Below are 16,278 nucleotides of genomic sequence, written 5' to 3' on the forward strand. Positions count from 1 at the left end.
CCTGTCCGCTGGTCAAGTTTCATCCATCGCAAAAGCTTTGTCCTTGCAAGGACACTCAACAATCGGCTTAGTTGTCTGGTTTGGGGCACTCACAGCCTGTGGTTGCAGCGCAGGCACAACTCTATTTGTCCAAAATCAAGATAATAGGGTCTGTTTTTTTACTGGGTTTCTTACGCAGCGGAACTTCTTCAAGGGTTTTTCCAATCCGCTGACCCAAGTTAAATCCAGGACCGTAGATTTGCTCTAATCGGTCAAGCTCTTGCAGGATTCCAACAATGCTTTGTGGGCGATCGCCAGGCTGCTTCTCCAAGCAGCGCATAACCAGTTTTTCTAGAATGTCTGGCACATTCAAGTAAGGGTCACTATCCGCTAAGGGGAGTGGCTTTTGAGTGTGGTGAACTTTGTACCATCCACCAAAGGTGTGACTTGCAGCTCTTAAGGGTAACCGTCCTGAAAGCATCTGGTACATTACAATACCCAAACTGTAGATGTCAGAACGGTTGTCCAGCTCTTTTCCCTCCATCTGCTCCGGAGAGGCATAAGCCAGTGTTCCCATGAAAGAACTGGTCTGTTCGCTATCCTCTTGCATCAATTTGGCGATGCCAAAGTCTAATATCTTAGCCAGTTCACCAAAGGTCGCATCTTGGGTAATAAGAATATTGCTGGGTTTAATATCACGGTGAATGATTGGAATGGGCTGGTCATATCCTCGAATACGGATGCCCTCGTGGGCTGACTTCAATCCTTGGCAAATCTGACGAATAAGACGCAAAAAACGGGAAACAGGAAGGGCTTTTTGTCCAATTAGGGCACTCAAACTGTCGCCTTGAAGATATTCCATGACGTAGAAAGGAACATCGTCATCTTTGCGAACACCATAATCCGTCACTCTAACGACGTGGTTGCTCTTTTGGCCAAGCTGAGCGCAGGTTGTAGCCTCTTGCACAAAGCGATCGCGCATTTTTGCCGTCAGCAGCGTTTGTGACAGAAACTTAACCGCAACAACGACGCCGCCCAACAGGGTATCCTCAGCACGATAGACTTTGCCCATCGCCCCTTGGCCAATGAGTTCTTTCAGCTCGTAGCGATTCGCAATTTTTCGCCCAAGATTAGAGTCCGACATGAAGATCAAACATAAGCTAGCAGAAGGCTAAGCAATACCCACATCCTTCTTTTACAAAGAGGATGCTTTTAGTCAGGATGCTAATGCCCGGTAGATCTCAGCACTTGGCAGCGACACCCATAAAGAGCAAGAGTAACCAAACAGATTGGATTTTCTCGTAACGGTGCTACAAATCGTATACCTGTCAGTGAGAATTAGGTAATCGCACCGTACAGGAATTCGCGCATCTTATCCAATTATTCTAAACAGATGCTCTCCAATGTACCCGCAGAAGGTAAGCAGTCGCTTTTTTAGAGGCTTGTAGGTTATCAAGATACCCAGTTGGCAGATGCTCCTACCTACCGTTGTTTATCTAATGTTGCTTCAATTGCTGTGGTCAAATAGTGCCCAGCCATAATACCGCTTGATAGGAGATAGCGACTTTCGTCCAGTTGATAAAGGGTTTCAAAACCCGTTCGGCGCTGGCGATCGCCCAAACACCAATATCTCTGCACTACCGACTCAGGGGCGACCCACCCCTCACCTTCAACTCGCCCTAGTTCACTATGCTGAAGAACAAAGGTGTATTGCCGCTCTCCAACAGCGAGGCGACCTTTGTATTGCAGAGCAATTTCATCGTGGTCATTATTTGGAAAGGTCAGCTTCATGACCATCGTGAACCAGTTATCTCGGTTCCAGGCAATCAAGATTCCCCCTCGAACTGATAATGGCGGTCTGTCTCGCTCCAACCAATTTCCCTGGAGTATCCAGCGACCAGGCTCTATCAAAAATGTGTGACTCACACCCACTTCCCTGATACTTCGCTTGATCTGGCGTTGGCAGATGTGGTTTGTGTGGCTATATCGGCGATTCCGTAGACTAACTGCATATACCCGTTAGAAGCTAGTGAGGGCAAACAGCACCCTTAAGCTGGTGCACTTTGAAAGCAATGGAAGCATCCTGCAAGTCTGCCGATACCATTACAACACATGTCGGCAGTCTGTTTAGACCTTAATAGTAGCTAAATTGGTTTATGTAGTTTTCCCAGAGGGACCGCTTGGCTTGCCCCTGTCACACTAGGTAAGTTGCCAGGAAAACGTTGACAGTGCCAGTACCCTAGTACAGCAAATGCTAGTGCCTCCTTTAAATCAGCTGGAACGCCAGCATCCGACGTCGTTTGGACCGTCATCTCAGGCAGATGCACTTGTAGACGATTTATTAGATAGGCATTGCGACTACCGCCACCGCACACCAACATCTCTGAAGGAAGTGCGGGAAGAAATGTTCGATAGCTTTGAGCAATGGATAGCGCTGTAAATTCCGTCAGCGTTGCCAAGATATCAGCCGGTAACAGATTTAGAGGGGTGGCCTCCCTCAGACAATCATTCCAAAAGTCTTGGCCAAACAGTTCTCGTCCTGTCGATTTGGGGGGTAACTGCTGAAAATAGGGATGCTGAAGCCATTTTTCCACCAAATCTTGACAGGGAACCCCTTGAGCAGCCCAGGTGCCATTGTGATCGTAGGTCTGCCGTCCTTCTGAAAACGTTTCCACAGCCAAATCCAGCAGACTGTTACCGGGGCCAGTATCCCAACCCAGAACCTTGGGAGGCTGAGGGTGGACGCTGGGATCCCAAGGCGGCAGCAAGGCCACATTACCAATGCCGCCAATGTTCTGTATGCATCGGGCGTGTTGAGGATGACTCAGTAACGCCAAATCGACTGGTGGAACCAACGGTGCACCCTCACCACCTGCTGCAATGTCGGCCTGACGAAAGTCGCTGACTGTAAGGCATTGAGTTAGTGCGGCAATGAGTTCGCCTCTCCCTAATTGCAGGCTATAGCCGAGGGGAAAGTTGGGTGAGCGGGGCGATCGCGGCGGACGATGAAAGACCGTTTGACCATGCGAAGCAATCAGGTCCACACGCCCATGACGCTCTATCAGAGCTTGTGCCGCTTGAGCAAAGAGACGAGCAATGTCGTCATCTAGCTCTGCCAAAGCTGCCATTGAAATGGGTTCACCTGCACAAACCCTCAGGATTTGCTCACGAACGTCAGTCGGGTAAGGCACGGTTTGCCCGTCGATCACGCTGACCTCTAGGTCATATCCTTCTCCCTGGATCGAGGCGATCGCACTATCGATCCCATCTGCTGATGTTCCACTAATTAAGCCAATAACGCGCAAGCTTACATCTCCTCTTCAATTGGTAATCGTTCTAAACCGCGATTGTTACCAATAACCACCATCACCGAGCCCTTCCGCAGTACCGTAACGGGGCTGGGATTGACTTCAAACTTTTCCTCTCCCCCTGGTTGGGATAGGGCCAGTAAAGTTACTCCGTATTTATTCCGCAGGTCTAACTCAGCAATCGTTCTCTGATCGAATTCCGATGGCACCAGTAGTTCAACGATGCTGTTGTCGGGATCAAGCTCAAAGCGATCCAAAATGCCGGGTCGAGTCAGCGCCCGAGCCAAGTTACAGCCCATTTCATGTTCTGGAAAAATGACCTGATCTGCCCCTACTCGATGCAGCAGCTTGCCATGAATTTCACTAGAAGCCTTAGACACCACGTGGTTGGTCCCTAACTCCTTGACATTCAGGGTGGTAATGACACTTTCTTCAACGTAGTTCCCAATCGCAACGATTACGGTGTCGAAATCAGGGATGCCGGCCTCTTCTAGAGCAAGTCGCTGAGTCGAATCAAGCTGCACTGCGTGGGCTGCAATCTCGTCCTTCAAGGCCTGATTAACCCGCTGCTCGTCTTTGTCAATGCCTAACACTTCATGACCCAAATTGTTGAGAGTAAGACACACCGCCCGACCAAATCGCCCTAAACCAATCACTGCAAACTGACGATTTTTGGTGCGTATGCTGCGGAAAAATCCCAAAGAAGACAAATTCACCGAGGGTGCTCCTTACCAGAGATGACTAAATGAGCGGTCGAACTTAGGCGACTTCCTGTTACTGGGCAGATCAGTGGTTGGAGAATTAACCACCGCTATCAGATTAAAGGCTAAAAATGCTCTAAAGAAGAAAAGAACTAAAAACGTCTCTTATTGCTCCTTTAAGAAGGTTTAGCAATATCAACGTTGCAGCAGTTAGATATGCGACACCTTAACCCTGGCCCAAGAACGATGACGTTAACCATAACAGCGCAGCAAAATGTTAGCCTAGCTGAATGGTTTTTGGGTGAAAGAGAGAGCCGTGAATATTGAACTGGGTCGGGGAAAAACTGTCCGTAGAGCATACGGTTTTGATGAAATCGCACTGGTTCCGGGTAACCGAACGCTAGACCCACAGCTTGCAGACACTCAATGGCAAATTGGCGGTATCGAGCGGAGTATTCCCATTATCGCTAGTGCTATGGACGGAGTTGTAGACGTTGATATTGCTATTAAACTATCGCAATTTGGTGCCTTAGGTGTTCTGAATTTGGAAGGCATTCAGACTCGTTATGACGATCCCAACCCAATCCTTGATCAAATAGCCGCAGTTGGCAAAGAAGACTTTGTCACTCTGATGCAGAAGCTCTATGCAGAACCCATTCGACCTGAACTGATTCGCGATCGCATCCAAGCCATCAAGTCTCAGGGCGGCATTGCTGCTGTCAGCTGTACTCCAGCAGGCGCTGCAAAATTTGGTCAGGAGATTGCGGCGGCTGGCGCTGACCTCATCTTCATTCAAGCCACCGTTGTCTCGACAGCACACCTCTCACCAGAATCCGTTCAACCGCTAGATATCGCTCAATTTTGCAGCGATATGTCCGTACCCGTTGTATTAGGCAACTGTGTCACTTACGATGTAGCCCTTAATTTGATGAAGGCAGGGGCGGCTGCCGTCCTCGTGGGTATTGGCCCGGGGGCTGCCTGTACCTCCCGTGGCGTCCTTGGCGTCGGAGTTCCGCAAGCTACCGCCGTGGCAGACTGCGCCGCCGCCCGAGATGACTATCAGCAAGAAACAGGTCGATACGTACCGGTTGTTGCAGACGGCGGCATTGTGACGGGAGGCGATATCTGTAAATGCATTGCGGTTGGCGCCGATGCTGTCATGATTGGATCTCCCATTGCTCGGGCTAAAGAGGCTCCGGGTCGAGGCTATCACTGGGGCATGGCAACGCCGAGTCCTGTTTTACCTCGCGGTACTCGCATTCGAGTAGGCAGCACAGGCACACTAGAGCAAATTCTCAAGGGACCCGCCCAGCTAGATGATGGCACTCACAATCTGCTAGGAGCACTGCAAACCAGTATGGGAACGCTGGGGGCCAAAAATCTCAAAGAAATGCAGCAGGTGGAAGTTGTTGTAGCTCCATCACTGTTAACCGAAGGCAAAGTCTATCAAAAGGCACAACAGCTAGGGATGGGCAAGTAAAGTTTTCGGGTTGTTGTTCCTTGTTACATAACGTATCACTCCTCTCATCTGGACAAACGGTGCCGTATCAAGAAACCAGTAGTGGGTTAGAGAAACATTAATTTTGACAAGCACTGTAGTGGCGCAATTGCAACTGTCACAACTACAATAGGGGTATCGGAGACGAAAGTTTCCGTTCACTCCTCACACCACACTCCGCCCAGATTCTATTCTGGGCGGTTCCTCTTTTATAAACAGATTCAATCGCCGCAATAGACTATCAGGTCGATTTCAACATCTCCAAAACCTGCTAGAGCCGTTACACCAACGGTCGTTCTGCCGGGATAACGTTCAGCATTAAAATAGCTGGCATAGATCTGATTGACCGTTTCGTAATAGCGGAAATCAGTGACAAAGATACGGGCCATCACCACCTTCTCAAAACTGGTGCCTACATGCGTCAGTACACGTTTTAAGTTCTCCATCACCTGAGTGGTTTGAGCCGCGATCGCCCCTTTTTGAATGTCGCCCGAATTAGGTTCTTCAGCAAGTTGTCCGGTTACAAACAAGAAATCCCCGGCCCGAACCGCATGGGAGTACGGAGCCACGGGAGGCAAGACATTGTTGGGTAGGGTGATATGTTCTAGCAAGGTAGGTTCCTGTTAACTCCAGATGCATCAAGCGCGCTATGAGGACCATATCTGCTGTTGTCTCTTCAAAGCAACTCTGGAATATTTCACAATTTTTCATAAGTCGTCGGGCAATTTGTATTCGGTATTAAGCTAGCAGCGGATATCAGCAGACTTTGAGATGCTGTTGAACGGTTTTCCCAGGAGGGGTATGAAGAGGTGGTTTGTCCGAGGAATAATGATGACCGCGATCGCTGCGGGGGTGGTCGCTCATGATGTCGGGCGACCCAGACCAGCTGTAGGCGCTGAGTACATTCAGGTCCAGTTCGGTCTATTTAGCCTATCGGTTCCGGTAGAAGCCCTGGAAACCTATGCCGAAACTGGCGTTGCACCCGATGAACTGGATACCTACGTCAACTACCTGACACCCAATGCCCGAGAACAGTTTAGGCAGACGCTGAATCGTCAGTTTCAGGTTGATCGAGTGGCGATCGCTCAGATGGGATACTCCTCCATTGGCGTCGACTTTCTGACTCGTTTGGGTGAAGTCGTCAAAACTCCGTCGGGGCAGAACGGCTGGCTGTCAACGCGAGCTGCCCTAATTCTGTCGGCATCAGATCCTGAGGGCATGTCTATTCTGGGAATCCTGAAAGAATTTCCAACACAAGGTATCCACATTGACGTTGCCCGATTACTGGATTTGGAACGAGAGGTGACGTCCTATTTCAGCTATCGAGATGCGACCCTAGCCGCAATTAAGGAGCAATCCGCCCTTGAAATTGCAGATATGGCTGAATCAGTCAACGAAGCGACCATTCCTGATCTCCGTATCGGGGGACAGTTCAACTTCACAAAAACAACCTTAGTCCTGCAAAATCAGCTGTCTGATGCGATAGGCGCAGCACCCCGGGCATTTGAAGTTGACCTCTATGTGCCTCAAACAGCCCCTAGTGCAAGACTTTCTCTCGTGGTAATTTCCCATGGTCTGGGTGCCAGTCGAACTGATTTTGCAGCCATGGCTGAGCATCTTGCCTCCTATGGATTTGCTGTTGCCGTTCCAGATCATCCGGGCAGCAATACCAGCTATCAGCTGGAATTCCTAGCAAATCTATCCTATGAAGGACTGAATCCGCTGGAATTTGTCTATCGGCCTTGGGACATCAAAACGATTCTCAACAGCCTAGCTGCTGACCCAACTTATGCTCAACGATTCAATTTAGAAGACGTCGGCATTATTGGCCATTCTTTCGGGGGCTATACAGCCCTAGCGCTGGCAGGGGCACCCCTCAATCGGAAACGGGTTGAGGCGGACTGTGACCCTGTGCAGTATGTGCTCAACCTATCAACGCTGCTCCAGTGTCGAGCCACATTGCTACCTGATGAAACCTATGACCTAGCGGACGATCGCATTGGCGCAGTTATGGCTTACAGCCCAGTCACCAGCGTCCTATTAGGTCCCGAAAGCCTCTCGGAAGTCAAAACTCCGGTGATGATCATTGCGAGTGCTACAGATTTTGTTGCTCCAGCTATTCCAGAGCAGATTCATCCGTTCTTTTGGTTGGGAACGACAGAAAAATATTTAACAACGTTTCAACCTGCTAGCCACATTGCGATTAATGGAGAGATTGACTTTGCGGCTCAAGTGGATGTTGCACCGCAAGTATCCACCCTCTTAACCGGTCCCTATCCTAACGTGACGAGTGACTATGCCCATGCTCTTAATGTCGGGTTTATGGAAACTTATGTTAGAGATCGTCCGGGCTATCGACGGTTTTTAGGCGCAGCCTACGCCGAATTTTTGAGTGAGCCAGCGGTAGACGTTCAAATTGTTCAAAAACTGACTCCAGAGCAGCTTGTCTCAGCCTTCGGAGGCAATCCGCCCATTCCAATTTATCCCCCTTCCTTGCCTGTGCCAGAGATTGATTAACGCTCTTTTGGGTCATAGTGCAGACAGAAGCCAGTAAGATACGGTAGCCTCCGCAGTCGCAACACAGCTGAGACTGTCAGCAGTTTTCTCATTGCTGTTGCCTGTGAGGATTGCTGATATTTCTTGTAGCACTCGTGTCTGAGACCAAATCAAAGCGTTCGCTTGCCAACATTGCCAGTATCGTTGCCGCTGCCACGCTCATCAGCAAAGTATTTGGGCTAGTGCGTCAGCAGGCGATCGCGGCTGCATTTGCGGTAGGGCCTGTGGCAGACGCCTACAACTTTGCCTATGTCATTCCGGGCTTTCTGCTGGTCCTATTAGGGGGCATCAACGGTCCATTTCACAGCGCTATCGTCAGTGTTGTTGCCAAACGTAAGCGGGAAGATATTGGCCCTCTGATCGAATCCATCAGTACCTTGGTGACCTTCGTTTTATTAGGCGTTGCCGTGGGAATGGTTGTGTTTGCAGGGCCGATCATCGATTTGGTCGCTCAGGGTTTGGATACTGGCAATCCCACAGCTATTGCAACACGAGCGATCGCCATTCGCCAGCTTCAGATTATGGCTCCAATGGCGATCTTCGCAGGACTCATCGGCATTGGTTTTGGTACTCTCAACGCCGATGACCAATACTGGCTGCCCTCTGTCAGTCCCATGTTTTCTAGCATTGCGGTCATTATCGGTTTGGGATTACTGTATGCGGCGATTGGCAGTGAGATATCCCGACCGACCTATTTCATGGTGGGTGGAGCCGTCTTGGCTGGAACTACCCTATTGGGTGCAGTGATGCAGTGGCTAGTGCAGCTTCCAGCACTGTGGCGATCGGGCCTAGGACGACTGCGGCTGCGATTCAATTGGCAAGACCCTGGCGTTCGCGATGTCTTCAGAATCTTGGTTCCCGCGACCATTTCCTCCGGCATGATGCAGATCAATGTCTTTACCGATCTGTTTTTTGCGTCTTACATTCCGGCAACCGCTGCCGCCTTGGGCTATGCCAATTTGTTGGTACAGACTCCATTGGGCATCATCTCGAATGTTATTCTGGTTCCCTTTTTGCCCATTTTTGCTCGTCTTGCCGCTCCTGAGAACTGGCCTGAGCTAAAAGACCGCATTCGCCAAAGCCTAATGATGACGGCTTTGACCATGCTGCCGTTGGGAGCGTTCATTATGACGCTGGCGTTGCCCATCGTGCAGGTGGTTTACGAACGAGGTGCCTTTGATCTGGATGCTGCAGAAATTGTCACGGCGGTACTGGTTGCTTATGGTCTAGGGATGTTTGTGTACCTGGCGCGGGACGTCTTGGTGCGAGTCTATTATGCTCTCGGCGATGCCCAAACCCCTTTTCGCATCAGCTTAGTGAATATTGGCTTGAATGCAGTCTTGGATTACTTTTTCATTCGCTGGTTTGGCGCGCCGGGTTTGGTACTAGCTACAGTGGGTGTCAACATTGTTTCTACCTTGGCGATGGTCATTTTGTTAGACCGCAAGCTAAACGGCATCCCCTGGCTGCGGTGGGGGCGCTCTATTGTCGTATTGACGGCACTCAGTGGCCTGGCAGGGTTAGCAACCTGGGGCACACGATTTGGCCTAGAGCAGGTTCTAGGGATGGAAGGATTTATTAATCGGCTGGTGCAGTTAGCGATCGCAGGTGTCATCGGTCTCGCTGTTTTCAGTCTGGGTACCCTTGTGCTTCGCATCCCAGAGGCAACCCTTCTCGTCAACCGCATCAAAGGACGTTTCATGCGGCGCTAGAGCGTTAGCAATTTTACGGAGGCGTAAAGACGACTTTAGGCAATAGGCGCGTTTCGTCTGTATCAGGAATGAAGGCCCATGCAGTAATGCCTAAAAAGCGATAGGTTGCATCAAAAACCTGATAGTGCGGACAGTTTAAGTCGGCATCTCGAAAACGAAACGGAATCTTTTGGCCTTGCTGCCAACGTTTTGCCGGGTCTTCAGACAAAATAATGCGAGGCAGATGTTGCAGCAGAATTTCTGGGGCGATCGGGATGTATGTTCCAGCTTCGACTTGAGACTCTAGCTGCTCTAAAGAAAGGCTACTATCCAAGGTCAAGCCACTACTTTTGGTCCTCGTCAACGCGGATAGGGTTGCTCCAACACCCAAAACAGCGCCTAAATCCCGAGCAATGGAGCGAATATAGGTGCCTGCACCACAAGCAATATCCACCGTCAGCTCAGGAAACTCTCCAGGTTGCCAAGCCACAGGAGCAATGTGGTGTATTGTGACGGTTCGTTTGGGGACTTCTACGTCCTTCCCCTGACGAGCTAGGTCATACAAGCGTTTCCCCTTGACCTGAACAGCACTGTAGCGTGGCGGTATCTGTTCAAGCGTGCCAATAAAGGTTGAGAGGGCTGCGATCGCCCTGGCTTCCGCTAGATCGAGGGCAGGCTGAGAAGTCAATACCTCACCTTCCAAATCGTCGGTCGCCGTGGTTAGACCAAACCGAATGACGGCGCGATAGGCTTTATCGTCGGGTAGAAACTGAAGCAGACGAGTTGCCCGTCCTAGGGCGATCGGTAACACCCCACAGGCGGCTGGATCTAGGGTGCCACCGTGCCCGACTTTTTTGAGCGTCAGTAGCCGCCGAATTTTCGCAACACAATCATGGGACGTCCATCCGATTGGCTTATGTAGGTTAAGAAATCCAGCTATCACAGGCAATAGCAACTGAACATCGAGCAAGTAGACACAAGAGACACCTCTTGACTAAAAAGGTCTCCAATGGAGTCCATGAGTAAAAGATAACTTGAGACGAGTTTACCCATTGGTGGTCCCAATCGCTCTCTGTCTCATAGGACTTACACATGCCCCTTTTGCATACCCTAATCCTAAAGAACATTGAATCCAGCTTCCTCACACTTGGGGATTAATGAGCCAAAGTCGGATTGATAGCTTTAGTCATCTAGACCCGCATCCGGGTGCACGAACCCATAGCCAGAGGGTCGCCGTCTTGTTCTAACGGAACTGACGACGGCGACCCTTTGCATAAGTCTTATCTCATTGCGATCGTGCAGAGGTTGTTGCCTGCATTGACCTAGACAGAGACTTCTTCTTTGACCAGTTTGTCCCAGCCCAGGTCGTGCAGACTGCTGTTACGTCGCAGAGGCCGGGTCACTAACTCTAAAATATCGCGAGCATTGGCAAAGCCGTGAATTTGAGCAAATGTGAATTCAACGGACCACTTGGTATTGATGCCTCGGGCTTCCAAAGGATTGGCATGGGCCATGCCAGTAATCACCAAATCAGGCTTCAATTCCTGAATGCGTTGGAGTTGGTTGTAGTTATCAGGCTTTTCGGTGATTTTGGGAAGTGGAGTGCCCATGTCACGGCATGTTTTTTCGAGCAGGGCCAACTCAGCGGCCTGGTAGCGCTTGTCCATGTAAGGAATGCCGATTTCAGGAACAGTCATGCCGCAGCGAACCAAGAAGCGAGCTAAAGAAATTTCCAGCAAATTGTCGCCCATGAAGTACACCGACTTACCGCGCACGATCGCCAGATAATCCTCTAGCGATTCCCAAATCTTGGCTTCTCGCTCTTCTAGCCCCTCAGGTTCAATGCCAAAGACAGAACAGATCTTCTCAATCCAAGCGCGAGTGCCATCGGGACCAATAGGGAAAGGGGCGCCGATGAGTTTGCATTTGCGACGTCGCATTAATCCAGTTGCCGTCCGAGAGAGAAATGGATTGATTCCAACGACATAATCTCCTTCGTCCAACACGGGCAATTCGGTATATCGTTTAGCAGGCAACCAGCCGTTGACTTTGATGCCCTGTTTTTTCAGCTCCAAAGTCATCTGAGTCACGATGGGATCAGGTACTGAACCAAAGATGACGAGATTGGGATGCTCTTTATAGTCCGAAACCGGAGAAGACACGTCGTCTTTCTTGCGACCAAAATTGAGCAGTTTTTGGATGCCACCGCGTTCCTCTTTTTCGGTCTCGCTTGCCACATCTTCGCTGGTGGGGCAGCGCTGTAGCATGGCTGCCAGCACCGTGTCTTCTCCTTGGGTGAAGGCATAATCCAGTCCGTTGGCCCGAGCGACAACGATGGGAATGCCAATTTCAGCCTCCAGCTTGGGCGCTAATCCCTCCAAATCCATTTTGATGATTTCGGTAGTGCAGGTACCGATGAAAACAATGACTGAAGGGTTGCGATCGCGCTTGATCTGCTCGCACAGCCGTTTGAGCTCAGCATAGTCACTCAGTTGAGCGGAAATATCAGCCTCTTCCAGTTCTGCCATGGCATAGCGCGGTTCCGCAAAAATCATCACGCCCATTGCGTTTTGCAGAAAATAACCGCAGGTCTTAGTACCAATGACAAGAAAGAAGCTGTCCTCAATTTTTTGGTACAGCCAAGCGACACAGCTAATGGGGCAAAACGTATGGTAATTGCCACTATCGCAGTCAAATTCTAGATTTTGGGTTTGAGGCTGTTGGGCTAGGGTCATCGGTATACTCCTTCTCTAAAGTGTTTGAAGATCCCGACAGTCCCAGGGTTGAGGCTGGAGAGAGCGATCGCAGACCAGACAGACGGGAGCGATCATCCTGCAAGCTCGCTAGAGCTGATCTGCCGAATCTGGCAGCATGCGTGCCCCTTCGTTGTCTGCCTCTAATGTGGTTGGCCTATTGCCCTTGTCCAAAACCATCTCGGGGTCAAAATTTAGTCCCAAGACCTCAACTAGGGCGTCTTCATCCGAGTTGAGCTGATAGAACGGCACCATCAGGTTGCCTAACTTTGGCTCTAGAGCATTGACGACTCCTAGAATCAGTAAGGACGACGGACGACGACCGCCATCAGGCGTTCTCACCGACGTCATACGCATCTGGAGTTCCAACCATTGCCGATTGGATTGCACATAGTCCAACCACTTTTGGCGAATAACCGATACGAAGTTTTCGAAGAAGGCCATCGCTTTGCCTCAATCCGTTGCGTTCAAACGCCTCATGATAGATGAAAAACATCTAAAGAGAGAGGAAATTTCGCGGCAACGTTACGGTTTCCCAAGACTGATTAGGGTTTTTAGCTTTACTAAGCTGGCTTTTAACTTGATCTGCCCAAGCTATTGATAGATTCATTGGGCTCCGCTTGAGCAGATTTATCGATCAAATCAGCGTTAGACCATCATCAGATCAAGCTCAGAGTCTGCCTGAGGGGCACTTTCGGGCGGATTGAGATAGAAGTCTGACAGTAAGGCAAACAATTCCCGATCCTTGGTCTCGCTGGGAATAACGCCCTCTGGCTGAGCCAAAATTTGATCAGCAATGTTGAGATAGTACTGAGCAACAGCATTCAGTGAAGGATCGGTTTCAGCCATCTCAAAAACGGTTTTGCCCTTCACCCGGGAAATTCGAATGTCCTCGATCAACGGCAGAATCTCTAAAACGGGCATCGGCACCTGTTCAATATATTTATCAATCAGGTCGCGTTTAGAGGTGCGGTTACCGATGAGACCCGCGAGACGGAGCTGATGAGTTCGCGCTTTTTCCCGAACTGATGCAGCAATGCGGTTGGCAGCAAATAACGCATCGAAGCCGTTATCAGTGACGATCATGCAATAGTCAGAGTAGTTCAGGGGTGCCGCAAATCCACCACACACTACATCGCCTAGGACATCAAACAGAATGACATCGTACTCATCAAAGGCATTGAGTTCCTTCAACAGCTTGACGGTCTCACCGACGACATAGCCACCGCAGCCGGCACCCGCCGGAGGCCCTCCAGCTTCGACACAATCGACGCCGGCATAGCCCTTGTAGATTACATCTTCGGGCCAAACGTCTTCGTAATGAAAGCTTTTATCTTTCAGGGTGTCGATAATCGTTGGGATAAGGAAGCCTGTCAGGGTGAAGGTGCTGTCGTGTTTGGGGTCACACCCAATCTGAAGCACCTTTTTGCCTCGCTTAGCAAGGGCAACGGAGATGTTGCAGCTGGTGGTGGATTTACCAATACCACCTTTACCGTAGACGGAGAGTTTCACAGGCGATCGCTCCAAAGCGTTCTTGTCAAAAGATCACTGCAGAAGAAAATCGCCACCTAGCGCGTCCATCCACAGCGATTGAAAATAGATAAACTCGCCGCGATGAAGCAGCGAGGGTTTTCGGCTTGATTAGCATTATGGGCAAGGGATTTCCAAATTGTAAGGGGGCCGAAGATCAAACAAGCTATGCAAACGGAGCAGAGGAACGTCTGGAATTCAATTATCAGCTCAATCTTCTAAAAAGCCTGTTCATGCCGCAAAATTCTATTAAATTCAAATTTAATGAACAGTTTTTAGTTTTGTCGAACAAAAGACAAAAACTAAAAACTGTCTTTTTCCTTAAGCCATCAGAGTTCTGTATCAGGATTAGCAATTCTTGTCAGCCTAATCGGGGGAACTGCGGAGTCTGTAGAAGCGCGGTTCAGGTGGGTTCAGCAAGATTACTCCCTTTTTTATTAAGAACAGTCAATTTTTTGAGGCGCTGCTCTTGCCTAAACGATTTGGCTACGGAGTCGTATCAGAAGCTGTTTCTGGCTGTAACTCAATGCCGATGCCAAGTTCGCCGCCCAGTACTGAGTCGCCGGTCGTTTCGTCTGTTCGCTCCACCAGAGGCGAATAATCAATTCCATCTAGTCCTTGTTCTTGACGATAGCGAAGGACTTCATCGTGAACTTCATGGGCAATTTCCAGCGCCGTTTTGGAGGGAGGGGGTGAAGCTTCTAGTAGGTTGAATTTGAACATAACCTGCTTAATCAGCAGCTTTTTGGTCTCAGGATCCAAACTGATATCTAGATTGAGCTCGACTTTGCTCCTGGTTACCGACTGAACAGCGCGTTCTACTAAACCTTCTCCAATTTCAACGGCAGAGGGCTTGAACTCATGAACGTAGGCGACCACAACATCCTGCGTAGAGGTAACAGCATCCTGCTTGTTGATACACTGCATGACGGTCTCGGCCAACAGCGTCCACTTAGGGTCGATAGTGCGTTGCATTGCTGATTGCCAGTCAAACTGGTTGCTGAGCACATCGATTAAACGCTTACCTTCGTCTCGTGCAATTTTAGCGTCTTCAACAATGGGCAATACGGTGGCCACAATCGTCTGAATTTTGAGGGTGTTTAAATCGGGAGAAAACTTTTGAATATAGGCATCCAACGTTATTCTGGCCCTGTTCTCCAAAGTTTCTCGCCACTGCTTTGTTCGAGTTGCGATCGCCTGCTCCCCTTCATCCCAAACCTGTTCTGCCACCTGAGTGAGATCAAAGCCTTGAACTAGCTCGTTGACCCAGGTCTCGATTTCTAGCCCGTGAATCACTAAATCGCCTACCTTTGCTTTGACCGTTAGCAACGCGCCTGCGATCGCCCTGGCCTCCGCGATCGTGTCACCCCCGTAATTATGAATGTAGGCGTATAGGGCCTTTCTTAAAGAAGTTAAGGTTGTGGCATCGAGCGTTGTCATGACAAAACCTCGAAGAGCAATCTCGAAGGGCAGTATGAGTTGCCTCAAGAATAACTTCCCTACATTAGAAAAAGTTGTTTTCGAAGATATCCTTCCCTGCGCATTGACCTGGGATCGGGTTGTTCCCTGTGGTAGAACAATAAGATCACGACGTGTAGGAGAAAAAGAGATGAGCTTATCGCGTTGGGTGCATGGCGCTGCTGTATCTGGGGTTCTGACGATGAGTGCGAGTGGGGCGATCGCCCAAATGCCTCCTGAAAGAACGCTAGAGCCTCCTGCTGAACAAACATCTCCTACCGAGCAGACCGAGTCTCAGCCCGATGCGGGTGAACCTGAAACGTTCAAAACCTACACTCTAAACGACACGTTTTCTATCACCGTTCCCCAAGACTGGCTCGTTGATGGAGACGAAGCCGAAAATTATGCTCTGATCACAAGCTACAGCCCAGAAAGCGAGACTCCTCAGCAGGACGACATTAGAACTGAGGTGAGCCTAGTCGCGGAATCGCCTGATACCTATGTAGGCCGCGAAATTGATGCCCTGATCCAAGGGGGATATGTGATTGACTCTTATGGTGTGGCTTCGGTGGGTGGAAACAAAGCTTTCCGGGTCTGGATTATCGATTTGCCAGGTGATTTCACCCATCAGGTCATTACTTTTATTGGCTATGAAAACGGCAACACAGCTCGACTCATTTCCTATTTCAATGACGATTCACCCACCACGACGGACATGATCGTTAATCTGCATCAATCTTTTGAATTGAACTTAGAAGAAGAATAATGCCTGCTAGAGTGGGCGAAAGACTGGAACCTATTGCT

The 16,278-nt window shown here is 49.7% G+C and carries 14 protein-coding genes; 4 read left to right on the top strand and 10 right to left on the bottom strand.

What is annotated here, in order from left to right:
* Positions 1-121 precede the first annotated feature (121 nt).
* From PN498_RS08000 to PN498_RS08015, 4 genes are all read right to left on the bottom strand, one after another.
* Entirely contained in the window at positions 122-1,123 is a 1,002-nt protein-coding gene (locus PN498_RS08000; RefSeq protein WP_272062202.1) for a serine/threonine protein kinase, read from the bottom strand.
* A gap of 338 nt (positions 1,124-1,461) precedes the next feature.
* A complete protein-coding gene (locus tag PN498_RS08005; protein ID WP_272062203.1) occupies positions 1,462-1,905 on the bottom strand; it encodes a hypothetical protein in 444 nt (147 codons plus the stop codon).
* Positions 1,906-2,123: 218 nt separating this feature from the next.
* Positions 2,124-3,284: an anhydro-N-acetylmuramic acid kinase gene (locus tag PN498_RS08010; protein ID WP_272062204.1), complete on the bottom strand. Its 1,161-nt coding sequence runs from the start codon at positions 3,282-3,284 to the stop codon at positions 2,124-2,126.
* Positions 3,285-3,286: 2 nt separating this feature from the next.
* A complete protein-coding gene (locus PN498_RS08015; RefSeq protein ID WP_272062205.1) occupies positions 3,287-4,003 on the bottom strand; it encodes a potassium channel family protein in 717 nt (238 codons plus the stop codon).
* Between the two features lie 301 nt (positions 4,004-4,304).
* Here PN498_RS08015 and PN498_RS08020 point away from each other — a divergent pair, with 301 nt between their 5' ends.
* Positions 4,305-5,468, top strand: coding sequence for a GuaB3 family IMP dehydrogenase-related protein (locus tag PN498_RS08020; RefSeq protein WP_272062206.1), 1,164 nt, complete (start codon positions 4,305-4,307; stop codon positions 5,466-5,468).
* A gap of 239 nt (positions 5,469-5,707) precedes the next feature.
* On the opposite strand, the gene PN498_RS08025 is transcribed toward PN498_RS08020, so the two are convergent.
* On the bottom strand, positions 5,708-6,097 hold the full coding sequence (locus PN498_RS08025) for a RidA family protein (protein ID WP_272062207.1): 390 nt from the start codon (positions 6,095-6,097) through the stop codon (positions 5,708-5,710).
* A 190-nt stretch (positions 6,098-6,287) separates the two neighbouring features.
* Here PN498_RS08025 and PN498_RS08030 point away from each other — a divergent pair, with 190 nt between their 5' ends.
* A complete protein-coding gene (locus tag PN498_RS08030) occupies positions 6,288-8,003 on the top strand; it encodes an alpha/beta hydrolase (RefSeq protein ID WP_272062208.1) in 1,716 nt (571 codons plus the stop codon).
* Between the two features lie 134 nt (positions 8,004-8,137).
* A complete protein-coding gene (gene murJ / locus PN498_RS08035; protein ID WP_272062209.1) occupies positions 8,138-9,754 on the top strand; it encodes a murein biosynthesis integral membrane protein MurJ in 1,617 nt (538 codons plus the stop codon).
* A gap of 13 nt (positions 9,755-9,767) precedes the next feature.
* Here the strand turns inward: murJ and truB are convergent, their stop codons facing one another.
* The 5 genes from truB to PN498_RS08060 form a co-directional block, all read right to left on the bottom strand.
* A complete protein-coding gene (gene truB / locus PN498_RS08040; RefSeq protein ID WP_272062258.1) occupies positions 9,768-10,673 on the bottom strand; it encodes a tRNA pseudouridine(55) synthase TruB in 906 nt (301 codons plus the stop codon).
* 382 nt (positions 10,674-11,055) lie between these two features.
* A complete protein-coding gene (locus PN498_RS08045; protein WP_272062210.1) occupies positions 11,056-12,468 on the bottom strand; it encodes a ferredoxin:protochlorophyllide reductase (ATP-dependent) subunit N in 1,413 nt (470 codons plus the stop codon).
* A gap of 108 nt (positions 12,469-12,576) precedes the next feature.
* Positions 12,577-12,930, bottom strand: a complete 354-nt coding sequence (locus PN498_RS08050) for a DUF5331 domain-containing protein (RefSeq protein WP_272062211.1) — start codon at positions 12,928-12,930, stop codon at positions 12,577-12,579.
* A 204-nt stretch (positions 12,931-13,134) separates the two neighbouring features.
* Positions 13,135-13,998 (bottom strand): ferredoxin:protochlorophyllide reductase (ATP-dependent) iron-sulfur ATP-binding protein, encoded by an 864-nt coding sequence (bchL, locus tag PN498_RS08055; RefSeq protein WP_272062212.1) that lies wholly within the window; start codon positions 13,996-13,998, stop codon positions 13,135-13,137.
* A 504-nt stretch (positions 13,999-14,502) separates the two neighbouring features.
* Positions 14,503-15,456 carry a hypothetical protein gene (locus PN498_RS08060; RefSeq protein ID WP_272062213.1) on the bottom strand — a complete coding sequence of 318 codons (954 nt, stop codon included), beginning with the start codon at positions 15,454-15,456 and terminating at the stop codon, positions 14,503-14,505.
* A 169-nt stretch (positions 15,457-15,625) separates the two neighbouring features.
* Between PN498_RS08060 and PN498_RS08065 the strand changes: the two genes are divergently transcribed.
* A complete protein-coding gene (locus PN498_RS08065) occupies positions 15,626-16,240 on the top strand; it encodes a hypothetical protein (protein WP_272062214.1) in 615 nt (204 codons plus the stop codon).
* Positions 16,241-16,278 lie beyond the last annotated feature (38 nt).

It is taken from the genome of Oscillatoria sp. CS-180, from assembly GCF_028330965.1.
GTDB lineage: Bacteria > Cyanobacteriota > Cyanobacteriia > Phormidesmidales > Phormidesmidaceae > Halomicronema.